This window comes from Miniphocaeibacter massiliensis (assembly GCF_900232905.1).
GTDB lineage: Bacteria > Bacillota > Clostridia > Tissierellales > Peptoniphilaceae > Miniphocaeibacter > Miniphocaeibacter massiliensis.
The window spans coordinates 73280-99864 of record NZ_OCTQ01000005.1; the positions used below are offsets into that span (position 1 = coordinate 73280).

At 30.7% G+C, this 26585-nt stretch carries 26 protein-coding genes; 10 read left to right on the forward strand and 16 right to left on the reverse strand.

The window, feature by feature from the left end:
* The first annotated feature begins 27 nt into the window (after positions 1–27).
* Positions 28–252: a hypothetical protein gene (locus tag CS899_RS10965; protein WP_207204782.1), complete on the forward strand. Its 225-nt coding sequence runs from the start codon at positions 28–30 to the stop codon at positions 250–252.
* A 102-nt stretch (positions 253–354) separates the two neighbouring features.
* Positions 355–618 (forward strand): M23 family metallopeptidase, encoded by a 264-nt coding sequence (locus CS899_RS11035; RefSeq protein ID WP_277985539.1) that lies wholly within the window; start codon positions 355–357, stop codon positions 616–618.
* 186 nt (positions 619–804) lie between these two features.
* Here CS899_RS11035 and CS899_RS09155 read toward each other — a convergent pair whose 3' ends face one another.
* The 6 genes from CS899_RS09155 to CS899_RS09180 all read right to left on the reverse strand — a co-directional run bounded on the left by CS899_RS09155 (position 805) and on the right by CS899_RS09180 (position 10392).
* Positions 805–3570 carry a cell wall-binding repeat-containing protein gene (locus CS899_RS09155; protein ID WP_100065896.1) on the reverse strand — a complete coding sequence of 922 codons (2766 nt, stop codon included), beginning with the start codon at positions 3568–3570 and terminating at the stop codon, positions 805–807.
* 272 nt (positions 3571–3842) lie between these two features.
* Positions 3843–6581: a formate dehydrogenase subunit alpha gene (fdhF, locus tag CS899_RS09160; protein ID WP_100065897.1), complete on the reverse strand. Its 2739-nt coding sequence runs from the start codon at positions 6579–6581 to the stop codon at positions 3843–3845.
* A gap of 9 nt (positions 6582–6590) precedes the next feature.
* Positions 6591–7046 carry a ferritin-like domain-containing protein gene (locus tag CS899_RS09165; protein WP_100065898.1) on the reverse strand — a complete coding sequence of 152 codons (456 nt, stop codon included), beginning with the start codon at positions 7044–7046 and terminating at the stop codon, positions 6591–6593.
* Between the two features lie 8 nt (positions 7047–7054).
* Positions 7055–8008 (reverse strand): NADH-quinone oxidoreductase subunit G, encoded by a 954-nt coding sequence (locus CS899_RS09170; protein ID WP_100065899.1) that lies wholly within the window; start codon positions 8006–8008, stop codon positions 7055–7057.
* A 9-nt stretch (positions 8009–8017) separates the two neighbouring features.
* Positions 8018–9889: an NADH-quinone oxidoreductase subunit NuoF gene (gene nuoF / locus CS899_RS09175; RefSeq protein WP_129582296.1), complete on the reverse strand. Its 1872-nt coding sequence runs from the start codon at positions 9887–9889 to the stop codon at positions 8018–8020.
* Complete coding sequence (locus CS899_RS09180; RefSeq protein WP_100065900.1) at positions 9889–10392, reverse strand: NADH-quinone oxidoreductase subunit NuoE family protein; 504 nt, start codon at positions 10390–10392, stop codon at positions 9889–9891. The genes nuoF and CS899_RS09180 overlap by 1 nt, the downstream gene beginning before the upstream one ends.
* Before the next feature lie 269 nt (positions 10393–10661).
* Between CS899_RS09180 and CS899_RS09185 the strand changes: the two genes are divergently transcribed.
* The 4 genes from CS899_RS09185 (at position 10662) to CS899_RS09200 (ending at position 13789) form a co-directional block, all read left to right on the forward strand.
* Complete coding sequence (locus tag CS899_RS09185) at positions 10662–11363, forward strand: M48 family metallopeptidase (RefSeq protein ID WP_100065901.1); 702 nt, start codon at positions 10662–10664, stop codon at positions 11361–11363.
* An 85-nt stretch (positions 11364–11448) separates the two neighbouring features.
* Positions 11449–12942 (forward strand): glycerol kinase GlpK, encoded by a 1494-nt coding sequence (gene glpK / locus CS899_RS09190; RefSeq protein ID WP_100065902.1) that lies wholly within the window; start codon positions 11449–11451, stop codon positions 12940–12942.
* Between the two features lie 55 nt (positions 12943–12997).
* A complete protein-coding gene (locus tag CS899_RS09195; protein ID WP_100065903.1) occupies positions 12998–13348 on the forward strand; it encodes a DUF2200 domain-containing protein in 351 nt (116 codons plus the stop codon).
* Positions 13349–13414: 66 nt separating this feature from the next.
* The gene (locus tag CS899_RS09200) at positions 13415–13789 is read left to right on the forward strand and encodes a DUF1667 domain-containing protein (RefSeq protein WP_100065904.1); all 375 of its coding nucleotides are present in this window, start codon (positions 13415–13417) and stop codon (positions 13787–13789) included.
* 20 nt (positions 13790–13809) lie between these two features.
* On the opposite strand, the gene CS899_RS09205 is transcribed toward CS899_RS09200, so the two are convergent.
* From CS899_RS09205 to thrC, 3 genes are read right to left on the reverse strand one after another with little or no spacing between them, the layout of a single operon-like run.
* The gene (locus CS899_RS09205; RefSeq protein ID WP_100065905.1) at positions 13810–14196 is read right to left on the reverse strand and encodes a RidA family protein; all 387 of its coding nucleotides are present in this window, start codon (positions 14194–14196) and stop codon (positions 13810–13812) included.
* Between the two features lie 12 nt (positions 14197–14208).
* The gene (locus tag CS899_RS09210) at positions 14209–15621 is read right to left on the reverse strand and encodes a Na+/H+ antiporter NhaC family protein (RefSeq protein ID WP_100065906.1); all 1413 of its coding nucleotides are present in this window, start codon (positions 15619–15621) and stop codon (positions 14209–14211) included.
* A gap of 21 nt (positions 15622–15642) precedes the next feature.
* Positions 15643–16860, reverse strand: coding sequence for a threonine synthase (gene thrC, locus CS899_RS09215; RefSeq protein WP_100065907.1), 1218 nt, complete (start codon positions 16858–16860; stop codon positions 15643–15645).
* A gap of 168 nt (positions 16861–17028) precedes the next feature.
* Here thrC and CS899_RS09220 point away from each other — a divergent pair, with 168 nt between their 5' ends.
* Together CS899_RS09220 and CS899_RS09225 are read left to right on the forward strand one after the other, a co-directional pair.
* A complete protein-coding gene (locus CS899_RS09220; RefSeq protein WP_100065908.1) occupies positions 17029–17667 on the forward strand; it encodes a helix-turn-helix transcriptional regulator in 639 nt (212 codons plus the stop codon).
* A 213-nt stretch (positions 17668–17880) separates the two neighbouring features.
* Entirely contained in the window at positions 17881–18423 is a 543-nt protein-coding gene (locus CS899_RS09225; RefSeq protein ID WP_100065909.1) for a TDE2712 family protein, read from the forward strand.
* 35 nt (positions 18424–18458) lie between these two features.
* Here the strand turns inward: CS899_RS09225 and CS899_RS09230 are convergent, their stop codons facing one another.
* On the reverse strand, positions 18459–19940 hold the full coding sequence (locus tag CS899_RS09230) for a DUF1846 domain-containing protein (protein WP_100065910.1): 1482 nt from the start codon (positions 19938–19940) through the stop codon (positions 18459–18461).
* A gap of 253 nt (positions 19941–20193) precedes the next feature.
* Here CS899_RS09230 and CS899_RS09235 point away from each other — a divergent pair, with 253 nt between their 5' ends.
* A complete protein-coding gene (locus CS899_RS09235; RefSeq protein ID WP_100065911.1) occupies positions 20194–21003 on the forward strand; it encodes a formate/nitrite transporter family protein in 810 nt (269 codons plus the stop codon).
* Positions 21004–21037: 34 nt separating this feature from the next.
* On the opposite strand, the gene CS899_RS09240 is transcribed toward CS899_RS09235, so the two are convergent.
* From CS899_RS09240 to CS899_RS09250, 3 genes are all read right to left on the reverse strand, one after another.
* Entirely contained in the window at positions 21038–21391 is a 354-nt protein-coding gene (locus tag CS899_RS09240; protein WP_242491899.1) for a TM2 domain-containing protein, read from the reverse strand.
* 49 nt (positions 21392–21440) lie between these two features.
* The gene (locus tag CS899_RS11175; protein ID WP_100065912.1) at positions 21441–21782 is read right to left on the reverse strand and encodes a DUF2752 domain-containing protein; all 342 of its coding nucleotides are present in this window, start codon (positions 21780–21782) and stop codon (positions 21441–21443) included.
* A gap of 768 nt (positions 21783–22550) precedes the next feature.
* Entirely contained in the window at positions 22551–22748 is a 198-nt protein-coding gene (locus tag CS899_RS09250) for a CDP-alcohol phosphatidyltransferase family protein (protein WP_100065913.1), read from the reverse strand.
* A gap of 86 nt (positions 22749–22834) precedes the next feature.
* On the opposite strand from CS899_RS09250, the gene CS899_RS09255 reads away from it, so the two are divergent.
* Complete coding sequence (locus CS899_RS09255; protein ID WP_164995906.1) at positions 22835–23428, forward strand: pentapeptide repeat-containing protein; 594 nt, start codon at positions 22835–22837, stop codon at positions 23426–23428.
* An 18-nt stretch (positions 23429–23446) separates the two neighbouring features.
* Here the strand turns inward: CS899_RS09255 and CS899_RS09260 are convergent, their stop codons facing one another.
* The 3 genes from CS899_RS09260 to CS899_RS09270 all read right to left on the reverse strand — a co-directional run bounded on the left by CS899_RS09260 (position 23447) and on the right by CS899_RS09270 (position 26400).
* The gene (locus CS899_RS09260) at positions 23447–24136 is read right to left on the reverse strand and encodes a DUF554 domain-containing protein (protein ID WP_100065915.1); all 690 of its coding nucleotides are present in this window, start codon (positions 24134–24136) and stop codon (positions 23447–23449) included.
* Between the two features lie 93 nt (positions 24137–24229).
* Positions 24230–25297, reverse strand: coding sequence for a non-hydrolyzing UDP-N-acetylglucosamine 2-epimerase (gene wecB, locus CS899_RS09265; protein WP_100065916.1), 1068 nt, complete (start codon positions 25295–25297; stop codon positions 24230–24232).
* 8 nt (positions 25298–25305) lie between these two features.
* Positions 25306–26400: a glycosyltransferase gene (locus tag CS899_RS09270; protein WP_100065917.1), complete on the reverse strand. Its 1095-nt coding sequence runs from the start codon at positions 26398–26400 to the stop codon at positions 25306–25308.
* Positions 26401–26585: the final 185 nt, after the last annotated feature.

A 26585-nucleotide genomic window follows, 5' to 3' on the forward strand; every position in this document is an offset into this window, starting at 1 on the left:
ATTATTTTATGAAATTGAGGTGATTTCATGCAAGATAATGCAGTTATAATTGAATTCCCATTAAGAGGTGAGTGGTATTCTCCTACAACACCTGCAAAACAAGTTCCCAGTCATGGTACGAATAGAATGGGTTTAAGATATGCTTTTGATTTTCTACAAGTTAATTGGGAGAATAAAAATCATCCTTTTTATAATACTAGTTTCTTAAAGTATATGATATTTGGAGTATCTTTGAATGATTGCTATTGTTGAGGACAAGATATTTTTGCACCTTGTGATGGCGAAATTATAGAAGTTGTAGATGGTGTTTCTGAAAGAAAAATAGTTCACTGGATAGTAGACTCAGTCATTGCTATTAAAAATGGAGTATTTTTCAATGAAAATAGGGATAAATACAGTCAAATTGCTGGAAATTATATTGTAATGAAATGTGGTGATGGGATATATGCTGCATTGGTTCATTTACAAAAAGGGTCTATTAATGTTTTGTTAAATGAAAAGGTCAAAAAAGGAACATTGTTGGGAAAAGTAGGACATTCTGGCAACTCTACATCACCTCATTTACATTTTCAGCTAATGGATACTGATGATATTAAAAATGCAAAAGGAATTCCTTGACTATTTGAACAGTATGAAGTGTATGAAAATGGAAAGTGGCAAATGGTACATAATCAAATTCCGTCTGATAAGGATAGAATAAGGTTTTTGAAAAAATAGGAAATAAAAAGTAGGTGTAATTTTACACCTACTTTTTATTAGGATTTTTCTTTTTCTAAATCATCTAAATATGAAAAAATACTTTATTTATCTTACAGCTACAGAAAAATATCTATAGTCAGCTTTATATAATTTATCAACTGTGTATTTATCTTTCCAATAATAGAAAGGTGAATATCTGCTTGCACCTGCTTTTTCATGATTGTAAGGGTCTGCAACATAAAATTTATTTGCTTTAGGGTCATATCCTGTTAGTAATAAAACATGATTATTGTTAATTCGTCTAGTGCTTTTACCCTCTATGTTTTTGTATGCGAAAGTTGGGTTTTTCCAAAATAGAGTTACATACATTACTACAGTATTGCCATTTTGTAACTCAACAATAATATCATCTATCGAGGAATTTTGAATATTTACAACATTACCATATTTTTTACCGTATTCAGCTAAAGGCTTAGGGTCTATAGTTTGAAAATATTGTGATTTAGTTTCATATGGTGTACTTACATATCCTTTAGCGGGATTACTTGAATGTCTAGGCATATTATCAAGAAAAGTCCTTAGTCCTACATTACTAGCTTTACCCTTTCCTTTTAATCCCATGAGTAATGATGTAGGTTCACAACCTCTAGGAGCATAAACTGGATATAGTTGACTTACATATGTTACTTTATTAACTATCTTACCATAAGATTTAACATCGTATAAATCTACGTTACTTTTAGCTACCCACCCAGTCGTTTTATCATAACTTACTTTTAACCAGCTTTCAGTTTGTTCTAATATTTTCACAATTCTTTTATTAGTCATTGACCCAGTAACTTTCGAATTTGGATTTGCCTGTTGGTACACAGGTTGATTTCCTTTTACAACAGCATATTTGCCAAATTTTCTATTGTCTAATACATCTTGTTTGTTCATTAATCGTTGAATATTTGTTACCGTTATATCTGCTATTCTTCCGTTTCCACCGAGTATTATAGCTTTAGTGAAGTCATTATTTTTAATGTAATTTTGAACTGATGTGTCAATATTATTCTTGCTTACTAAAAGTATAGGTGCATTTAATTTTTGAGATAATACTGTTCCCGCTAATGCATCAGGGTAATCTTCTCCAGAAGCTATTATTAATGTATTACTATTAGTTCTATTTGCAACACTAACACTTGTTCCGTATCTATTAGCACCTGCTAAACGTTCAATACTACTAGTCTTAGATATTTTCTTTATATTATTATATACACTATCTTTAATAATGGCATTACCGCCTATTACCTTGATGTTATTTCCTTTAAAGTTTTTCAAGGCTTTGTTTAAATAAGTATCAATATTATTATTTCTACTTAATACTAAATCGGCGTTATTATTAGTCAGTACTGTTCCTGATAATGCATCTGGATAGTCTTGACCTGAAGCTATTACCAAGTTTTTATTTATAGATTTTTCTGCTATTCTCATTGATGTATCGTATCTATCATTTCCTGCTATTCGTGTTACACTAGATAATGATTTTATTCCTCTTAAAGATTTTTCTATATTCTTGTTTACTGCATTTTCTCCACCTAGAATAATAGCTTCTTTTGCCCCTATTCTAACAATTTCATTTTTTATATTTTGAGTTAATATTTTATCTACAAGTAATATAGGGTATTCTCCAAAAGTTATACTTGAAGCCGACAAGGCGTCTGCATAATTTCTTGAACTCGCTATAACTACTTTTTCAGAGCTAGCATGCATGAACTGGCTAAGTTGTACTGCTGTGCCTATTCTATCAGCCCCTACTATCTTTTTTATTTGAGAAGAAGAGTTTAAAAAACTATTCAGACCAGAATTTCCATCTATTGATTTGTCTACGTTTGAGCCATAAGAACCCAATGTATCAATGCTTGTTAAGTTATCTTTTGTTGGTTCTGTGATTTCTGTTGTGGGTTCTGTAGATTGTGTTTCTTCTGTTGTATCTTCTGTGTTTCCTGTAGGTTCTGTTTCCTCTACTTCATCAACTGGATTTGTCGGTTCTGTAGGTTCTGTAATTTCTGTTAATGTTGTATCTTCTAGTTGTTCAGGAATAATACTTTCTATTTCCACTTGAATATTATTATCTATACTTGTATTTTCTAAATTTAAAGTATAAGTTATTTCTTCACCTTGAATTGCTGTTGTCTTATCGACGGATTGTGACATTCTAAGGTTTTCTACTTCTTGTACTATTTCAGTTTCTTGTGATTGTAGTTCTTTTACTTCGTCAGATTCTCCAAGACTTTTTACATTAAATATATTGCTGATTTTTTCACCTGTTAAAGTTTCAGACTTTATTTTTCCGATTATTGAAAATGATATTTTTTCTTTATTTGCTAATGTTAATTGTCCTATAATATTATTGTCTTTTACTTTGAATTTATCATTATTTAAAACATTTATATTCTCTAATTGATTAGATAATATGCTTTCTATTTCTAAATTAATATCATTATCTTTACCTGTATTTTCTACATTTAAAGTATAAGTTATTTCTTCACCTTGAGTTGCTGTTGTCTTATCAACTGATTGTGATATTCTAAGGTTTTCTACTTCTGATACTATTTCAGTTTCTTGTGATTGTAGTTCTTTTACTTCGTCAGATTCTTCAGGAGTTTTTACATTAAATATATTGCTGATTTTCTCACCTGTTAAGGTTTCAGCCTTTATTTTACCCTTTAATTCAAGCTGTTTTTTCTCGCCTTTTTGTAATTCCAATTGTTTTGTTGTGTTATTATTTTCTAAAAGTTCTGTGAGTTTTAATTCATCAGCTAAACTACTAGTCAAGTTTAATGATAAAACTAATAATAATACTACTGCTAAAATTCTTTTTTTCAATTATACGCTCCTTTTAAAATGACAAATTTTTTTATTTTATAGCTTTGATTTAATCTAGGCTTTAAATATTATATATCACTATTTGAATTTTTATCCTTTCAAATATAAATTCATTCTTTTTCAAATAGGTATATTTTGAAACTTTATTTAATTATATGCGAAATTAATCTTATTTGAAAGTATTTGTTATAAGATAATTTTTTTATTAAAAAATAGTTTTTGATAAATATATTAAAAAACAAAAAGTAGGTGTAATTTTACACCTACTTTTTTTATGCTTTTGCTATTTCTAAATCATCTAAATATGTTGGAAGTTTTAAATTTTCAGGAATTACATCTAGTTTTTTGATGCTTACAGCTGAAACTTTGTATTCGGCTGTTAATGTTATTGGGTCATATGCATCGTTTGTCACTTCGTTAACAGGGGACTCCCAATAGTGTAGTGTCATAAATATAACACCTGGTTTTACTTTATCTGTTATTGTAACTCTTGTATTTAATTTACCTCTTCTAGATTTTACTTCTATTGCGTCAAATTCTTTTAGTCCTAGTTTTAATGCATCAGCTGGGTTTATTTCAGCTAATTCACAAGGTCTAATATCGTTTAATGCTTGAGATTCTCTAGTCATTATATTGTAGTGATATAACATTCTTCCTGTTGAAAGTACCATTGGATATTCGTTATCTGTTACTTCTGCAGGAGGTCTGTATTCAGCTGGTTTTATTAGTCCTTTACCTCTAGCGAATACTCCTTTGTGTAGGAACTTTGTTCCGGGATGTGTTTCTGTTGGGCATGGCCATTGTAAACCAATGTTATCCATTCTTTCGTAAGTCATACCACTATAAGCGGCATTTGATTTTCTTATATCTTCGAAAACTTCTTGTGAGTTTTTAAAGTCAAATCCATCTACTCCCATAGCTTTTGCGATAGAAGATATTATTTGCCAGTCTAGTCTAGCTTGTCCTGGTGCCTCTGCTGCTTTTCTTACTCTTTGAACTCTTCTTTCTGTATTTGTGAAGGTTCCATCTTTTTCTGCATAGCATGTAGCTGGAAGTATTATATCTGCAAATTTAGCAGTTTCTGTCATAAAGATATCTTGCACTACAAAGAATTCTAAATTTTCTAAGGATTCTTTTACATGGTTTGCATTAGGATCTGTAAGTACTGGGTCTTCTCCCATTACATACATTGACTTTACTGTTCCATCATGTGCACCACTTAACATCTCAGGTATTCTAAAGCCTTTGTTTCTAGATAGTTTAGCATTCCATATTTTTTCATATCTTTGAATTGTTTCTTCATCGTATGAGTTTTGGTATCCTGGGAAGTTATTTGGTAGTGCTGCCATGTCACAAGCACCTTGCACGTTATTTTGTCCCCTCATAGGATTAATTCCCGCTGATTCGTGTCCAAGATGTCCTGTTATCATAGCTAAACTAGCTAATGACATTACATTTTCTGTACCTGATGTATGTTCTGTTATTCCTAGTGTGTAGAATATACCAGCTTTTTTAGAAGAACAGTACATTCTTGCTGTTTTGTATAGTGTATCTTTATCTACACCTGTTATTTCTTCTACTACTTCTGGAGTGTATTTTTTAACTACTTCTTTTAACTCTTCAAAACCTTCTACTCTTTTTGCGATATATTCGTCATCTGTTAAGCCTTCTTCGATGATTATGTTCATCAATCCGTTTATTAATGCAACGTCTGAACCAGGTTTAAGTGGCAACCATAGGTCTGCCATACTCGCTAATTCTGTTTTTCTAGGATCTACAACGATAAGCTTTGTTCCGTTGTATTTCACTGTACGCTTCATTTTGTTTCCAATTATTGGATGTGCTTCTGTAGCATTTGAACCTATTAAGAAGATAACGTCTGCTCCTTCTATTTCGGCAATGGAGTTAGTCATAGCTCCACTTCCAAGTGTTGTTGCAAGACCTGCAACTGTAGGGGCATGTCAGGTTCTGGCACAGTGGTCTACGTTGTTTGTTCCTATAGCTACACGCATAAATTTTTGGAATGTATAGTTGTCTTCATTTGTTGTTCTAGCTGAACTAAGTCCTGCTATTGAGTCTGAACCATACTTTCCTTTTATTTCTGTAAGTTTGTCTGCAATCGTGGTTATTGCTTCATCCCAAGAGATTTCTACAAATTCACCATCTACTTTTTTTAGGGGAGAAGTAAGTCTGTTAGGACTGTTGATTAAGTCTATATGACTTCTTCCTTTTACACATAGGGAAGTTCCGTTAACAACCGCATCTTTTGCAGGTGTTACTCCTATTACTTTTCCTTTGTGTACATTTAAGTCAAAGTTACAGCCAGTTCCACAGAAAGGACAAGTGGTTCTAACTTTTTTCACTTCCCAAGGTCTAACTCCAACTAGTTGTTTGTTCATTATTGCACCTGTTGGACAAACTGATATACATTGTCCACAAAGTCTGCAATTTTCATCTGATAGGGGAAGGTCAAAACCTGCTGCTATTTTTGAATCGAATCCTCTACCTACAAAGTCTATTGCAGAAGTTACTTGAACTTCTTTACATACTCTTACACATTTACCACAAAGAATACATTTTGATTGGTCTCTAATAAGTACTGGGTTTCTAGCTTCTACTTCATAGTCTTTTTTAGCTCCTTTGAATGTAGGTTTTACATCGTATTCAAATGCTAAGTTTTGAAGCTGACAGCTACCTGTTTTACTACATGTTAAGCAGTCTTCAACAGGATGGTTTGAAAGCATTAGGTCTAACACCATTTTTCTAGCTTTCATTACAGTTTCTGTACTAGTTCTTACAATCATGCCTTCTTGTACTTTTGTTGAGCAGGAGGCTACTAGATTTCTAAAGCCTTCTACTTCAACAACACATATTCTACAACCTCCAAAAGGTTTAAGACTATCGTCGTGGCAAAGTGTTGGTATGTTGATACCTACTTGTTTACAGGCATCTACAAGAAGTGTTCCTTCTTCAACAGATATATCTATACCGTCTATATTAAGATTTATCATATTACCACCTTACCAAATTTCTTTATATCCAACATTTATATAAATATCTTCTAATCTTGATTTATGCATTAATTCCATATTCTTTAGACCTATAAATACAGATTTTTTGTCTTCTTCTACTGAAGCGTCTGCTAAGGATTGGTACATTTCCATTGCTTCTTCTTCTTTTTTTATAGCTAAGGCTATTGCATCTTGGAAACTCATAGTTACTGTTAATTCAGGTTTGTCTAAAGTGTCTGCAATTTTATAATCTACAGATTCTTCTAAGTTAATTGTTTGAGAATGAGTACTTTTAAATTCTTCTAAGAACTTTTTATGTTCTAATTCTTCTTTTGCAAGATCTGTAAATGTATCTTTTAATGTAGCATCTGTTACTTTATTTGCTGCATCTGTATAAAATTCATAGGATAGAACTTCTTCGTTTATTGCATAATCCATAATTTTTTCAAATTCTGTTCTGTTCATAATTTCTCCTATTCATCTAATTTTAATAATTTATCTAAGACTCCTCCTAAACCAAGTACTTCTGTCCAACTGGATTCTACAAATTTATTTCCATTTTCAGAAGGTGATTTTTTATATGGTTTAGCCGGTTCTTCTATATATTCTAATTCTGTTAAAAGTCTTCCTTTTAAACATAGTGGTCTGCCATTTGTAGGTTCTTCTGCTTTAACTGCGATGGTTTTTCCATCTCTTTGTAAAAGTTTCATATTACATCCATAGTCGCAAGACTTACATTTGATGGATTTGGTTTCAAGTTCCCAAATACGTCCAGATCTGTAAGATCTGTTGTCCACCAACGCTCCAACTGGACATTCTGCAACACATCTGTTACAAGATACACAGTTAGAGTTTTCTAATGTTGTATCGTAGTCTGCAATTATTTTTGTATCGAAGCCTCTTCCACCAAAGTTTAGTATATTTCTATCTGGAACAACAGCACATGTTCGTACACATTTTCCACAAAGTATACATTTGCTTTCGTCTCTTAGGATGTAAGGGCTTGTTGTATCTGTAAAGTCTGCTTCTTCAGAACCACGTCTTGCACCATCGTGTTCTCTGAATTTAACATCGTATTTATAGGAATAGTCTTGAAGTTTACAACTACCGTTTTTGCTACAAGTTAAACAGTCACTAGGGTGATTGTCTAGCATTAATCTAAGAATAGTTTTTCTTATATTTACAACTTCTTCAGATTCTGTATAAACTACCATGCCTTCTTGTGCTGGTGTTGAACATGCCGTTACTGGTTTGTTAAAACCTTCAATTTCAACTACGCAAATTCTACAAGATGAAACTACTGGTAAACTTTTTTCATAGCAAAATGTAGGTATTTCTATTCCCACTCTTTTTGCTGCTTCAACTAAGTTTAATCCTTTAGGAACTGTTGCAGTTTTTCCGTTAATAGTTAGTGTGATAAAATCCATGTTATCCTCCTAACGTAAATGTACAGACTTAGTAGGGCATACTTCCATACAGTTTCCACATTTTATACAAGCTTCTGTATCTATAACATGAACTTCTTTAACTTTTCCTGAAATACAGTTAGTAGGACAGTTTCTTGCACATTTTCTACAACCGATACAAGTATCGTCTATATAGTATTCAAGTAGAGCTTGGCAATGACCAGCAGGGCATTTTTTGTCTACTACATGTGCTTCGTACTCGTCTCTGAAGTATCTTAATGTTGAAAGTACAGGGTTAGGAGCTGATTGTCCAAGTCCACAAAGAGAACTTATTTTTATCATATTTCCTAATTCTTCTAATGTGTCTATGTCTTCTAAAGTTCCGTTACCTTCTGTTATTTTTTCAAGAATTTCTAACATTCTCTTAGTACCTTCACGACAAGGAGTACATTTACCACAAGACTCGTCAACTGTGAATTCTAAGAAGAATCTTGCAATATCTACCATACAAGTTGATTCGTCCATTACAATCATTCCGCCTGAACCCATCATTGAGCCAAGTGCTGTAAGATTGTCATAGTCAATAGGTGTATCTAAGTAGTCTTTTGTTATACAACCACCGGATGGCCCACCTGTTTGTACAGCTTTAAATTCTTTATCGTCTATTATACCGCCACCAATTTCGTATATAATATCTCTTAATTTTGTTCCCATAGGAACTTCTATAATACCGGTTCTTCTTATATTTCCACCAAGTGTAAATACTTTAGTACCATGTGATTTTTCTGTTCCAATACTTGAGAACCAGTCAGAACCTTTATATACTATTTGAGCTATATTTGCGTATGTTTCAACATTGTTAATTAATGTTGGTTTTCCCCAAAGTCCTTCATTTGCAGGGAAAGGTGGTTTATTTCTAGGAATACCTCTTTTTCCTTCTATAGATTCTATTAGAGCCATTTCTTCTCCACAAACAAATGCTCCAGCTCCTAGTCTAAGTTCAAGGTCAAAGGAGAAATCAGTTCCCATAATGTTTTGTCCAAGTAAGTTTAATTCTTTTGCTTTTGCAATACTTGATTCTAATTTTTCTACTGCTGAAGGATACTCAGCTCTTATATAAATGAAACCGTAGTTTGCACCAATAGCGTAACCTGCTATTGTCATAGCTTCTATTACAGCGTAAGGATCTCCCTCTAATATAGATCTATCCATGAATGCACCTGGGTCTCCTTCGTCTGCGTTACAAAGAACGTACTTAGGTGAACCTGTTGCATCTTTTGTAAATTGCCATTTAAGTCCAGTAGGGAAACCACCACCTCCTCTACCTCTTAAACCACTGGCTTTAACTTCGTCAACAACATCTTGAGGTTGCATTTCAGTTAATGCTTTATGTAAACCTAAATATCCATCTAAAGCGATATACTCTTCGATAGAGTCTGGGTTTATTACACCACAATTTTTGTGAGCTATTTTCTTTTGTTTTGTATAGAAAGAAACATCGTATATAGATTTTGTTATATCTTCAGAAAGACTTTCAGGATAAAGAAGTTCTTCTATTGTTTTATTACCAATTAAGTCTTCGTCTACGATTCTTTTCCCATCGCCTTCTTTTAGATAAGCATAGAATTTTCCACCAGGATATACTACCGCTATTGGACCAGCTTCACAAAGTCCAAAACATCCTACTCTAACTACGTCTATTTCATTTTCTACATTTGCGTTTTTGATAGCTTCTCTTACTTCAATTTCAAGTTTATCACTTCTAGAAGATCTACAACCAGTGTCTCCACAAATTAAGATTTGTTTGTTGTAAATACTATTTATTTCGCTAAAGCGACTATCTCTTAAAGACATTTGAGGTAGAGTTTTATTTTTTATCTCTTGAAGAAATTTTAAGTCCATTATTTTTTCACCTCTTCAGTTCTATAAGAATTTAATATATTTTTTATTTCGGAAGCTTTTAACTTTCCGTACACATCACCAGAAATTGTCATAACTGGAGCTAAACCACAAGCACCTATACATCTAGTTGCTTCTATAGAAAAGTTTAAATCTGGTGTTGTTTGACCAACGTCAATTCCAAGTTCTGTTTTAATTTCATCTAATACTGATTGTGCTCCCCTTACATAACAAGCAGTACCTAAGCAAACTCCTATTTCGTGTTTTCCCTTAGGCATAAGAGAAAATTGAGAATAGAAAGTAACAACTCCATAAATTTCAGCAATGGGAATTCTTGTTTTTTTGGAAATAACTTGTTGAACTTCTATAGGTAAGTAACCAAATAGATGTTGACCTTTATGTAGAATTGCCATTAATGAGCCTTTTTTGCTTTTTTCTTTGTCGATAAAACTTTCAAATTCTGCTAATTTTTCAGCATTAGCTTCGTAGTCGAAAGTAAAAGACATAAACACCCCTCCTAATTAATTAGTCCACACTACATGAAAACATTTTCAGTGAGTGTGAACCATATACTTTATTTATATAAAACGAATATTATAATTCCCTACAATTATCTCATAAAAACTAGGTTATATCAACACATATAAGGAGAAGAATAAAGACAAAATTATAACTATATTGTAAGATATAATTAAATGAAAAATAGTTTTCAAGAAAAACGCTAAATTGATAAATTTAAATTAATTATATAGCTAATAATAAGCTCAAGGTGAAGATGAAAAAAACGATAGAATATAAAAATAAAACCATAAATTATATTTTTGAAAGAAAGAAAGTTAAAAATATAAATATGAGAGTAAAAGATGGAGTACTAAAAGTTTCAGCAAACAGTAGTATTTCCAAAGAATACTTGGATAGAGTTTTAATAAGAAAGTGGGACTGGATAGTACAAGCTTTAGATAAAAGACCGAATCCTTACTTGGAAGAATTAGAGAAAAAATATATTACAGGAGAAAAATTTCTATATTTAGGAAAAGAATACAATTTAAAAGTTTCTTATTCGATTAAAGAAAAAGTTGAATTAAACAAAGAGTTAAAAATTTTTGTTAAAGATGTAAATAATTACAGTAGGAAGAAAAAATTATTGGATACTTGGCTTTTAGAAGAAGCAAAATATGTTTTTAATGAATCACTTAAGAGAAATTATGTATTTGTAAAAGACCTAATAAGAATTTATCCTGAACTAAAAATTAGAAAAATGGTATCAAGATGGGGAAGCTGTAAAATGCCATCAGGTATAATTACGTTAAATAAAAACCTTATAAAAACGCCAATAGAATGTATAGACTATGTTATGGTTCACGAACTAATTCATTTAATACACCAAAATCATGGCGAGGGGTTTTATAATATGTTAAATGAATTTATGCCTAATTGGAAAACTAGAAAAAACATATTGGAAGATAAAATGATTTAGAAGAAGTAGTAAGTAGGTTAATAGGGTAAATTTAAAGTAGTATGTTTTAAAAGAGATTATAAAGTAATACTTAACGGAGGATATTATGTCTAAGTACATTATGGCACTAGATGCAGGAACAACGAGTAATAGATGCATATTGTTTAATAGAGAGGGAGAAATTTGTTCAGTTGCTCAGAAAGAGTTTACACAAATATTTCCTAAGCCAGGTTGGGTTGAACACAATGCAAAGGAAATTTGGTCAACTCAAGTGGGTTGTGCAGTAGAAGCTATGTCAAATATGGGAATAGAAGCAAAAGATATAGCAGGTATAGGAATAACGAATCAAAGAGAAACAACTATAATTTGGGATAAAAATACAGGTGAGCCTATATATAATGCAATAGTTTGGCAGTGTAGAAGAACTTCAAAATATTGTGACGAGTTAAAACAAGCTGGTTATGAGGATATGGTAAAGAAAAAGACAGGTCTTTTAATAGATGCTTATTTTTCTGCTACTAAAATAAAGTGGATTTTAGACAATGTCAAAGGTGCAAGAGAAAAAGCTGAAAAAGGGGACTTGCTATTTGGCACAGTTGACAGTTGGCTAATATGGAAATTAACAAGTGGGAGAGTTCACGTTACAGATTATTCAAACGCTTCACGAACTATGATTTTTAACATTAACACATTAGACTGGGACGATGAAATTTTAGAACTTTTAGATATACCAAAAAGTATTTTGCCAAAGGTTAGACCTTCAAGTGAAGTATATGGACAAAGTGACTCAACATATTTAGGTGGTCCAATTCCAATATCTGGAGCAGCAGGTGACCAACAAGCATCTTTATTTGGGCAAACTTGCTTTGAAAAAGGAGAAGCAAAAAACACCTATGGAACAGGGGCGTTTTTACTTATGAATACTGGAGATAAACCAGTTTATAGTAATCACGGTCTTGTAACTACAATAGCTTGGGGACTTGATGGTAAAGTTAATTATGCATTAGAAGGTTCTATTTTTGTGGCAGGTTCAGCAATTCAGTGGCTTAGAGATGAACTTAGAATACTAGATTCTGCAGAAGATAGCGAGTATATGGCGACGAAAGTTAAAGACACGAACGACTGCTATGTAGTTCCAGCTTTTACAGGTCTTGGAGCTCCTTACTGGGATCAGTATGCTAGAGGAGCTATTGTGGGAATAACAAGAGGTGTTAACAAGTACCACATTATTAGAGCTACTGTTGAATCACTAGCTTATTTATCATACGATGTTTTAGAAGTAATGGAAAAAGATTCAAATGCTAAATTACAAATTTTAAAAGTAGATGGTGGAGCAAGTAACAATAATTTTTTAATGCAGTTTCAAGCTGATTTATTGAACGTGAAAGTTCAACGACCTAAATTTGTTGAAACTACTGCTTTAGGAGCTGCATACTTAGCAGGACTTGCAGTAGGATATTGGGATAATTTAGAAGATATCAAACAAAACTGGGAATTGTCTAAAGAATTTACACCTAATTTAAGCGAAGAAGAAAGGCAAAGTAAAATAAAACGCTGGAGAAAAGCTGTTACTTATTCACTTAGCTGGGCTGAAAAGTAGAAATAAAGAATTTATATTAAAGCTATTTGATTAACTTTAATTAAAGGAGAAAAAGATGAGAAAAGAAAAAATCTTTACTATGTCTTTTAGTAGTGTGTATCCATTATATATAAATAAAGTTGAAAGAAAGGGAAGAACTAAAGAGGAAGTTGACGAAGTTATATTTTGGTTGACAGGTTATAGTGAAAATGAATTAAAAGAACAGCTGGAGAAAGAAGTTGACTTTGAAACTTTTTTTGCAGAGGCACCGAAAATTAACTCTAATATATCTCTCATTAAAGGAGTTATATGTGGAGTTAGAGTAGAAAATATTGAAGATACACTAATGCACCAAATTCGTTGTTTAGATAAATTAGTAGATGAAATTGCAAAAGGTAAGTCTATGGAGAAGATTTTTAGAAAATAACAGTAGGAGATACTTTAATTATATTTGTTAAATTTAAGCAGACTATTGCTAGATAGGAGAAATAATATGGAATTAAAGAAAATAGAATGTGTTATTTGTCCTATTAAGTGTAATTTAAAGGTTTTTTTAGAAGATGATATCGTTGTAAAAGTGGAAGGCAATTCTTGCAAAAAGGGTTTATTTTATGCTAGAGAAGAGTTTGAAGAATCTTTTATCTTTGTAAATGGTTCTGTAAAAGTTACAGGAGGACTGTTAAGTAAGTTAAGTGTAAGGACTGAATTTCCAGTTCCAAAAACTAAGTTTTTTGAAATTATAAAAAGAATTAATAATATAGAGGTTAAAGCTCCTGTAAATGTAGGATATATAATAATTGAAAATGTTGCAGGTACTGGAGTTAATGTAATCTCAGTAAATTCTGTAAATAAAAAAAGCACTTTATAAGTGCTTTTTTTATTATTCTATTATTTTTTCACAGCCCACATTTCTATTTCAACTAAAATTTTAGGAAGTAGCTTACATCCAACAACCGTTCTAACTGGCAATGGTTTTGGCATAACGCTTTCGTAAATTTTATTAAAATTATCCCATTCTTCAAGGTTATCTAAATAAGCAGTTACTTTAAAAACATCTTCAAAGCTACAGTTTGCTGTTTCTAGTTGTTTTTTACAGTTTTCAAGTGTAAGTTTAGTTTGTTCTAAAACATTTGCTCCTTTAATATCACCGTTTAATTGAGTTGAAGTTTGCCCACTTATTACAACTAATTTTGAACTGTCTATTTCAATGACAGGTGAGTAAGGACCTGCGGTAATGTGTTGACTACTGTTATTTGGGACTTTTTTTGATGACATGTTAATTCCTCCTTAATTTTTTGAGTGAACTTTTCCTAAGTCTGTTTTACTACCCCAACCTGTTAAGGTAGCCACAAGAACTGTACCAATCATAAATAGAGGATAAAAACTTGTGAATATTACTTCAGTAGATGTTAGTTGAGGTACAATGTCAGTATATTGTAGAGCAACTTCTCCTGAAACAGTCATAACAGCTACTAAAGGAACCATATATGGTAATAGGTAGGACACTGTACATGCACTACAATCCATTAAGTTAGCCAAACGAACACCGTCAATATCATATTTTTTACCAATTTCTTTAATAAGTGAAGGTCCTGCTGCTAGCATTGCAACTGTACTAAAGTTAATTAAAGCATCAAATATTCCCATTATTATTAGAACAGAAACTTCAGCTTTTCTTTTAGATGTAATAAGTTTATCGATTAGATATTTTCTAATTTTACTTAGTAGTCCAGATATTGCAAATAGGTGAGCCATAGGAGCTAATAAAACTGCTAATATACAAAGTCCAAACATTCCGCTAACTCCGTCAATTAAAATTCCAACAGGAGCTCCATCTTTAATAGCTATTAACTGAGAAGGTGTTAAAAGTTTTAAAGCTAAGGCTAAAACTATGGCAAAAACACTACCCCAAGCAATAGACTCAACTAAATGTCTTCCTCTTATAGCTAAAAATATTACAAGTACCGCTGGTAATATCATAGGTAAAGTTTTAGGGTCAGAGAAATCTTTCATTATATTAACGCCATCAACGCCAGTAACAGGTGTTCCATTACCAAATATTAAAAAGGCTATAATTGCGGCTATAGCGGTTACAGCAGCATATTTTAGTCGACTTCTAACGACGTCTCCTATTGCTACGTTGTTGATTTTAGCTGAAGTTATAGTTGTATCAGAAATTGGTGCAATATTATCACCAAAACATCCTCCGGAAACTATGGCACCAGCTAATACTACTGGGTTTGCACCGATAATAACACCAGCAGGATATATTACAGCCATACAAGGAATTATTGTACCCATACTTGTTCCTGTTGCAGAAGCGTAAATAGAACAAATAAGAAAGGCTGCTACACAAAACATTGCACCGTTCAAGTTTAATTTAGAAGCTACCCAAACAAGTCCTCCTACAAGACCTGAAGATTTTAAGATGGCTCCAAAAAAACCAGAGATTAACCAACATAAAACTGGTACAACTGCTATCGGGTTTGCCATTCCATTGAAGATTTCTTCACTATACTGCCATCTGTCTTTTGCAAAAAACACTCCTAGCAATATTCCTATAAGTGCGAATAGTACCATGCCAGTTTCTGTGGGAGCTCCCATTATACTTATATATACTGTTCCAATAAGAAATACAGCAAACGGGACTAAACTCATCCATGATCCACCATGGAATTCTAATTTAATTTTGTTATCCATAATATTCTCCTTAATGTATTATTATTTAGTATTATTAAAATCGTCTATTTTTGATACTGTTGGAATGTTAATATCATTCATAAATTTTTCTACAAGGTCGGGAGCTTTTAAACCATGTCCTGTAATTAGAGAAACGACACTATCATCTTTTTTTATTATTCCATCATCAAATAGTTTTTTAGCAGCACCAACAGAGCAAGCTCCCGTAGGTTCAGCAAAAATACCTTCAACAAGAGGAAGTTTTTTCCATATATCGAGAATTTCATCTTCTGAAAGAATTACAAAATCTCCACCAGATTTATTTATAAGGTAGTTAGTATAGTCTCCGTCTTGTTCATAGCCAACTAATTGATCGGCTATTCCACCAGCTAAAGTTTCAGACCAATCTAAAGCAGAATGAACTTCTCTATTTTCTTTATAAGCCTGTGCAATAGGTGAGCAATTTTTTGCTTGTACTCCTACCATTCTAGGTAGTTTCTGAATAATTCCCATTTCTTTTAGTTCGTTAAAGCCACGCCATACGCCAGCTAAAAGAGGACCTGTTCCAATAGGTACAATAATCCAATCGGGAACTTCTTGAAATTGTTCATATAGTTCATAGGCTACAGTTTTATCTCCTTCAACAGTATAAGGATTTATATAGGTAGATGTTAAATTTGCATATCCGAATTTTTCGCAAAGCTGACTTACTAGATTAAAGCAATCGCTATAACCTCCATTGACAAAATTAACTTCTGCTCCATAGGCGAGTAGCTGTGAAACTTTACCAATAGATGTATTTTTAGGAATACACACAATACATCTCATTTTTTCTTTTGCTGCATAAGCTGCTACTGACACACCAGCATTTCCAGAAGATGCTACGGCTACGGTAGTAGCTCCTTGTTCTTTAGCTACAGAAATTCCAACAGAAGATGGTCTGTCCTTAAATGAGGCAGTTGGATTTAGGTACTCGGCTTTTCCATATAATTCAATATCAGGTAAGATATTTTTTAAAGGGACTAATGGAGTAAATCCTTCACCTAAAGAGATAATATTAGATTCATTTTTTACGGGAAGCATATCTTTGTACTTCCATAAACTTCTTTCGTTACTTAATAATATTTTTTCAAAAGACTTTTTATCTGGTAAGTAATCGTAATCTACTTTTAGTATAGATCCACAAAAACTGCAAAAATAGCTATTATGTAAAGGTTGGATTTTACTACATTTAACACATTTTAGTTTTGTTGTTTTCATATGTTCCTCCTTCTTGAGATAATAATACCAGAATTTTATTTATATTACAATGGATAAACATAACAAAAAGTATGATAAAGAAATCGTTATTTATTTTATTTTAAATACTTGCCAAACTTTGTTATAATACAGAATAATACATGAATTAAAGTTAGAGAGGTAATAAGTATGAATAATATTTCAGAAGAAAATGAATTATTATCTAATATCTTGGATATGTTGGAAAAACATTTTGGAGAAGATACAGAGGTAGTTTTACATGATTTAACATTGCCATATGATAGGACTATTGTGGACATTAGAAATAATACAGTAACAGGAAGACAAATAGGGGATTGTGGAAGCAATATGGGATTGGAAGTATTAAGAGGAACTGTAGAAGACGGCAACAGATATAATTATGTGACATGTACAGATTCTGGGAAAGTACTTAGAACATCTTCTTTATATATAAAAAATGATTCAAATAAAGTAATAGGTTCAATATGTATTAATACCGATATTACTGAAACATTAAAAATGGAAGAGCATTTACATAGATTAAATCGCTATGAAAGCAAAGATAATTCAGAACTTTTTGCCAATAATGTGGGTGACTTATTAGACTATTTAATGAATATGGCCTATTTACATATAGGTAAAGTTCCTAGTAAAATGAACAAAGAAGATAGACTTGAATATTTGAAGTTTTTAGATAAAAAGGGTGTATTTTTAATATCTAAATCGGGAGAGAAGGTAAGGGAATCTTTAGGGATTTCTAAGTTTACTTTTTATTCATACTTAGATGAAATACGTTCAGATAATTAAAAAACAGCATAAATGTAAAATTAGAGCTTAACTAACACATAAAAAGAGTACCCAAAAGGTACTCTTTTTTATTTATAATAAATTTTAAGACTATAAATTTTACAATTCAATAATCTTATAAAGTAGAAAAATAAAATATGTTTGAAATCATCGCCTTTTCATAAAATAAAGAGTATAATATTTAACATAAAGTTATTTTAAAGGAGATTTAGCATGGTTAAGAATATAAAAAACAATTTAGACATAATTGAGTCATTACTATACTTTTGGCAAGCTTCCAGTGAAGGCGAAAAGGTAGGAGAATCTTACATAATAGATATTAGCAATTTTGACGATATGAAATATCTTTTCAACGATCAGTTTGATAAAGAGTCTATTAGAAAAGTGCTTTCTGCCATTTCTAATAGGGAGTTAATAAGTGATGGCACTAAGACTGAAATGAGATTTTGGAATAACAATATGTGGATGATGGAAGATTTAGAGTTTACTAATATGATGGTTAAACCTTTGAAAACTCTACATTCAGATAAATTTGTTGAAGATTTAAACAAGATTTCTACAAAGAACGATTATGAAAATATAGAAATACTATTTTTACCTGGTCATATTGATGAGTATTATATTGACGGTAATAAACTTATTATTAATTTCTTTAAGGTTACTGTAGATTTGTTTGAAGAAGATAAGGTTACTATTTTAGGAAAAGATTTTGACGATTATATTGAAGAAAAATTAGTTGAATTAATGAATAAGTAAGTTAAACTAAAAAGAGCTGTATTACAGCTCTTTTTTTATTGTCTATACTTTGATGTATTTTCAAATACTGGTTCTGATGTTACCTGGATTTTTAATTTTTTAAATAGTTTTATATCTACTTCTGAAAGCATTACTGATATATGAGCCTGACAACCTTGTAAATTTGGTATTTGGTCTAGTGCTAGTTGTGCAATAGGGTTTGAGGCTGCACTCATTGAAAGTGCTATTAGTGTTTCGTCTATATGAAGTCGAGGATTTCTACTACCTAAATAATTTGTTTTTAACTTTTGAATTGGCTCTATAGCTTCTGGTGAGATTAAGTGTAAATCGTCATCTATTCCAGCTAATTTTTTTAGTGCGTTTAATATTAGTGCAGCAGATGGTCCAAGTAATGGAGAAGTTTTACTTGTTATTATATTTCCATTAGGTAGTTCTATTGCTGCTGCTGGTTTTCCTGTTGCTTTTGCTCTGTCTAAAGCGGGTGTAACTACTGGCCTGTCTGATACTGAAAGTTGGAGTTGTTTTAGTAGCAACTCTATTTTATAAGGAACTGATTCTAAACATACGCCTCTTGCTACATCGTTTAATGCATTGTAATAACGTCTTATTATTTCTTGTTTAGAAGCTTCTTGACATACTTCATCGTCTGAAATACAGTAACCTGCCATGTTTACTCCCATATCTGTAGGTGATTTGTAAGGACTTTCTCCAAATATATTTTCAAATATTGCATTTAATACTGGAAATATTTCAACGTCTCTATTGTATGAAACGGCAGTTTTTTCATAAGCGTCTAAATGGAAAGGGTCTATCATATTAATGTCATTTAAGTCTGCTGTTGCGGCTTCATAGGCAAGGTTTATTGGGTGTTTAAGTGGTATATTCCAAATAGGGAATGTTTCAAATTTTGCATATCCTGCTCTTATTCCTCTTTTATTCTCATGGTATAGCTGAGAAAGACAAGTCGCCATTTTACCACTTCCAGGTCCAGGAGCTGTTAGTACAACTAATGGTTTAATAGTTTCTATGAATTCGTTTTTTCCAAAGCCTACTTCACTTATTATGGATTGTACATTTGCTGGGTAGCCTTCTATTATATAGTGAGTATAGGATTTTATACCTAAGTTTTTTAAGTGGTTTTTAAATAAGTCTGCACTTGGTTGTCCTGTATATTGTGTAATTACAACAGAACCAACGTATAAACCATTTTCTTGGAAGGAGTCTATTAACCTTAAAACGTCTACATCATAGGTGATTCCTAGGTCACCTCTAATTTTGTTCTTTTCAATGTCAGAGGCATTTATTGTTATTATTATTTCTATTTCTTTAGATAATTCTTTTAATAGCTTTAATTTACTGTCTGGTTCAAAACCTGGTAGAACACGAGATGCGTGATAATCATCAAAAAGTTTACCACCAAATTCTAAGTATAATTTGTTGTCAAATTGATTTATTCTCTTGCGTATATGAGATGATTGTAATTCTAAATATTTTTGGTTATCAAATCCAATTTTCATGTGTTTCTCCCTTAAAGTTTTGTTTTAAATTAATTACCAACAAATATAGCATACTATAAAATGGGTTTAAAAATCTATATTTAACTGTGAAAAATTTTATAAAAGTTCACATTAAATATAGATTAAAAAAAATATTTTTTACATTGTGACAGTTGGAGAATAATTCACGATTATTAATGATAATTAGTTTCAAAATCTGCAAAGTGAGTATAAATATAATGGTGATAAATTAATGAATCAAAGGGGTTATACTATGGAGTTATTAAAAGGTAATGAAATTGTAGATATTTTGAGTAGAAAGGCAGAAGAAAAGAAAGAAATGTCTTTACTACGTCTTGTTATATTAGGAATTTTAGGAGGCGTTTTTATAGCCTTGGGATATTTGGCATATATTAGAGTTGCTGGTACTATGCCAGAGGGATTTAGAAGTATAGGTAATTTTATAGGTGCAACAGTTTTTCCTATAGGATTAATAGCTATAAGTTTAATGGGAGCAGAACTTGCCACAGGTAATACTTTAACTATGACTTTAGGATATTTAGACAGAAAAGTATCTTTGGTAAATATTTTTTTCAACTGGGTAATTATTGCTATAACAAATATTGTAGGAGCTATTTTAGTTGCGTATTTGTTTGGCCATATTGTTGGGCTTACAGAGGGAGACTACTTAGATACTGTTCTGAGAGTGGCAAAGTCAAAAGTGGACACTACCTATGTAGCTATGATAATTTCAGGTATAGGTGCAAATATATTTGTAAGTATGGCTGTATGGATTGCAACTTCAGTAAATAGCATGGCGGGAAAGGTATTTGGACTATGGTTTCCTGTAATGATATTTATAGTTATTGGATTTCAGCATTCTATAGCTAATGCATTTATAATACCTGCAGCTATGTTTTCAGGAGAATCTACTATTACAATTTTTCAATTTGCTATGAATTTTGCGAGCGTATTTCTTGGTAATGTGATAGGAGGGGCTATAATTGTTGCAATTCCTGTTTTTATGTCTAACAGAAAATGTAATAGATTAGGGTATTGTGAAATACCATATTCCGACAAATAAAAAACAGGCAGCTTATATAAGTTGCCTGTTTTAATTATATTGCCATTGATATTTTTTGTAAGTTGAATTCTTTTGTTTTATTTTGAATTCCAAACCAGTCTATTATAGTTAAAATTCCACAAAGACCACCAGTAACGAGTTTTAAAATTCCCATTCCAGTATCACCTAACATAAATCTATCAATTCCCAAAGTTCCTACTAAAATAGAAATTATTAACATCATAGTTGGATCCTTTAATTCTGTTGAAGTTGCTAACATAAATTGTTGGTCACTACAACTCATTAATTTTTCTCTTACATAAGGAACCTTTGATTGATCGAAGAATTTTGCGTTATTTACAAGGTATAATCTAACTTCTTCTTCTCTTCTTTCCATATTATCTGACATATACAAACACACCCTTCCTATTTAATCATGCAATAGTATGATAACATATTTAAGGTATATTAGAAAGATATATTCTAAGTAAATAGACTAAAATATAAAGTGTTGATAAAAGTATAGTTATATTAAAATTCTTTTTTTCAATTATATATCTTAATAAAAAAATTATGTAGAAAGGGAAAATAAAAAATAAAGGATGATAATATAATGCTGCAGAAAAATTTAAATTTAAGCTACTAAATATAGCTCTTGAAATTCCGCAAAAAGGACAGGGAATATTAGTAATATATCTAATAATACATCCAATTTCTAGATAGTATAAAATAAAAGAGATACCTATTATTGACAATAGATAATATAAGTATTTTTTTGTTGTATTTTTTTCTGTAATCATATTTTAATTAACTCCTAGTAAATTTTCTACTATTATATTTCCATTTTTTATTATTATCTTGCCACTTATTATTGTATAGTCAACTGATTTTTAACCCTACTTTTGATAGTGCCTAAAGTTGCTTTAATTAATTCTATTCTATTTTTTACTTACTATAAACAAGTCTATACATTTATCTATTTCTAAAGAATATATTCATTGATTCCAAGGATTTTAGTACTCTATTTTAAAAATATAATATCCTGTAAATCTAGGTTATGTGGTTCAGCCTATGAGGCAAGTAAGATACTTTGATTTTTCAAGTAGGTTTAAACTGCTATTGTTAGATATTCTACCGATATCAAGTAAGATAGGTTGCTTCATTTCTATTGTTGTAGTTACTTTAGAAATAGTTTCATATTTGAAAGCTAGAAATTTCTATTTGTGCTTTTGTTAAAATTTCAACTTTGTTACTATTTAAATATATTCCATGAGCATACCATATATGATCATCTATCCAACCTAAACTTTCAATATATTCTATTATTATATATTAAATTTTTCTATTGTTTATAATTTTGTAAAAGGATTTTATATTTCTATCTAATTTTTTAGAAAATGTAATTATAAAAAGCTCTTCAACAGCGGAAATTGTAGCTATTAAACTAACTAGAACTAATTTTATAAAAGTAACGAAAATTATTGAATAAATAGTTCATTTGGGAATTTGAAAACGAGGAACGAAAATTATTAACGAAATAGTGAGAAACAACAAGTTTGCTATACTATCTAGTATTGTACCAAAACTACTTGTACTTTAAATTTTCTAGCGAAAAAGCCATCTAAGATATCTGTAATTCCACAAATAAAATATAGTATCCAAAAAACTTTAGAAAACACAGTTACAGTTGGAGAAATTGAGCTTAGTATAATTCTAGTTGACGTTAATATATTTGGGATTTTTCTTAGAGTAATATTTTTTAACATTTTGCACCATCTTTAAGTATTATTGTATATAGTATAACTTAAGGAATAAAAAAATGTATTTAAGTAAATTTATAAGGAGAAAAGTTTTGAATGAAATATTAGAAAAAGTTGAAGATGATATTGTTTCTTTTGAAGAATTTGAAAAAATAGTAGCTTATGAAATAGATTTTTCGAAAATCGAGTTTAGAAATACAGAATTTAGAAACTGCGAAATGACCAATTGTAGTTTTAAAAACTCTTATTTTTATAAAGTTGTATTTAGAAATTGCGATTTTTCAAATAGTAATTTTGAGGATGTATTTTTTAAAGAATGTAAGATTTACGATTCTAAAGGGGTAGGTTCAAATTTTTACAAGGGGATTTTTAAAAATGTAATAGTAGAGGATACTGTATTTAAGTATGGAAACTTTGTGAAAAATTCATGGGACGATGTAAAAATTACAAATTCTGATTTTAGTGAATCTAATTTAATGGAAAGTAAATTTAAAAAGGTTAAATTAAAAGAAGTGGATTTACATTTAGCTAATGTATTTCACACTTTATTTAAGGGAATTGACTTGTCGGACTCTAATATAGAAAGAATAGTTTTATCTGATGATTTACAAGAATTAAAAGGGACTACATTGAATTCTATTCAGGCAGTAGAGGTTGTAGAGTTATTTGGTATTAAAGTTATATAGCAAAAGAATTTTCTTTTGCTATATAAAATAGCTGTAAGCCATTTGAATTAAATGCCAAATTATAGGAATAAACATTGCTGGAAGGTAGTCTAATGCTTTAAAGTTTTTGATTTTCATTAAAGCAAGTCCTACTCCTATTAATATTACAGATGCCACAGCTGAAAATTCATTTATTACTTCAGGTGTTAAAAACTGGTTTAACAAACCTGAAAGTAAGAATATTCCACCTTGATATACTAAAAGTACTGCTGCCGAAACAAAGATTGAAGCACCATATATTGAAGCAAATATTAAACCACTTGCTATGTCTAAGACGGTTTTAAACTGAATTAAAGTTGCATCACCTTTTAGTCCATAATTTAGAGCGGCAAGAATACTTAAAGAACCAGAACACTGAATTAAAACTATTGTGACAGAGTTTTTCAAAAAGTTGCTATTAAGGTTTTTAAATGATGACGAGCTAGCTAAGTTGTCAACTCTATCGTGTATTTTAAGTCCTGAACCAATAAAGGTTCCAAGGGCTAAAGATATAATCATAAGTAACATATTTTCAACTTCTAATGCCCCTTGTATTCCTATTATTATTATTAATAGTCCAAGTATTGTCATTAAAGAGTCAGATTGCCTATTTGATATGTATTTTTTTAAGAAAATTCCTATTATTCCACTTATTACTACTCCAAGAGCATTTGCAAATATCCAAAACATATAAACACTCACCTCACATTATTATATTACTATATGTCTAATAACTATATGTGTCAATCAATGACAAACAAAAAACAGCTTGTTAAAAGCTGTTTAATTTATAAAGTCGTTATATAGTATTTTTATTATTTGTTTTGCAGAATCGCCATTTCCGTATATATTTTCTTCAAATACTTGGTTGTTTTCTTCCGTAGTTTTTTCATAAACTTCGTTTGGATTAGCTAGTAAGTTTATTTTTTTGTCTGTAAGTTCTCTCCAAGATGTATCTGGCATTATTACAATACCTTCTTTTTTAGCAAAGTAACTTTCTTTTTGGAAACCTCCGCTGTCTGTAATTATTTTTTTACAGTATTCTGTAAGCCCCATTAAGTTTAAATAGTCGATAGGTTCTAGAATGTTCATATCTTTTATTAAATATTCTAATTCAAAAGATTTTATTCTAGAAGCTGTTCTAGGGTGAAGAGGCCAAACTATTGGTATTTCTCTGTTGATTTTTTCTAGTTGTTCTAAAATTGTCTTTAGTGTTTCTTTGTTATCTACATTAAAGTCTCTATGCATTGTAAGTAAGATAAAATTATCTTTTTCAAGGTTTAATTCATCCATAAGAGAACTGTCAAAATGAGGTTTCATTTCTAAAAAGATATCATACATTACATCGCCAGTAAAATATACATTATTAGTTAGTCCTTCTTTTGTTAAGTTTTTCATTCCGTATTCGCTAGGAACAAAAAGGTAGGAAGAAATTCTATCGGTTAAAACTCTGTTTATTTCTTCAGGCATATCTTTAGGTTCTTGTCTAAGCCCAGCTTCTATATGGGCAACTTTTATTTTAAGTTTAGAGGCTGCTAATGCACCTGCTAGAGTAGAGTTTGTATCACCATATAAAATAACTACATCAGGGGACTCTTTTATCATAATTTCTTCTAATTTTATTAACATTTCACCTGTCATTTGCCCGTGAGATGAACCGTTAATTCCTAAGTTATAGTCTGGTTTTCTCATATTTAATACTTTGAAAAAAATGTCGGACATATTTTCATCGTAATGTTGTCCTGTATGCACAACTATTTCTTCTATATCATCGTATTTGTTTATTTCTTTTTGTATTATTGCTTCTTTGACAAATTGAGGCCTAGCACCAATAATAGATAGTATTTTCATAAATTCTCCTAAGTTAAATCTTTTGAAACTTTTCTTGCTCTTGCTTCCCAAGTATTTTCTTGAAGTGCGTCTGCTATGTTATTTGCTTTGTTTTCTATTTCTTTTTTATTATCTCTTAGTTTAATTAAAAGATTTTTTAGTTCGTTTTCATCATAGGATACATTCCAACCGATATTGTATTCTTCAACAAATTGACCAACGGCTGTATTTGTTACTGATAGAACTGGTTTGTTGTAAGCTAAATATTCAAATAGCTTAACAGACATTGCAAATTTTCTATATTCAGACTGTTCAAAAAACACAGAAGCTATATCTGAAGTTTCTATATCTTCTTTATATTCTACTCCAGACTTGTGGATTATTTCAATATTGTCATTTAAGTACTTACTAAGTCTAGGTTTTTCAGCATTCCATTCGCTTTCTCTACAACATAAAACAAGTTTTATATTTTCTGTTTCAGAAACTACTTTTAATAGAGTATCCATTTTATACATAGGACCTATTCCACCAACATAGAATAACTTTAATGTATTTTCTTGATTTACTGATAGTGTTTCTTCCTGTAGAGAGGAGTCTATTCCTGGAGGTAAAGCTTCATACTTCCCATTGAAATTCATAGGAATATAGTCTTTCATAAGAAGTGTTGGAAGGTAAAATACGTCTAAAAATTCAGGGTATTTCTTTAAATCATAGCGGTAAAAGAAGTTACTAACTTTCTTTTTAAAATCTGATACACTTTTTGTTCCTTCTTCAAATAGCCAGTAACAATCTCTATAAAATAGTCCTATTTTGATGTTGTGTTGTTTTAAAAACTTAAAGAATCCAAAGTCTAAAAAAGGATATTTTGGCAAGTGGTTTTCTTCTGTTAAAAGTGTTGGCATTGTAGAACTTTCACTGTAACAAAAGTCATATTTAACGCCATTTTCAATGTTTTTTTTAATTTCTGTTATAGATTTTTTTCTACTTTCGCCATATCCCATTACAACGTCTACTTCATAACCGATGTTTTTAAAGGCATTTAACATTTTAAAAGGTCTTATATGTGATCCACTTTGTCTGTTTTTATCGACAAAGTATGGGATGTGGTATATCATTTTTTTCATTTATAAATAAACTCCTTATATTAAAATAAAGTTTCGTTTTAAATTTTAGATTTTAACAATATGCAAAAGCATCTGCAACAATTATAACAGATGTAATTGTATAAAAGGGTATATTTTTGTAATAATTTTAAATATTAGTACAAAGTAATAGGTATGTTTTTAAATAGGAAGTATTTTAGAAATGA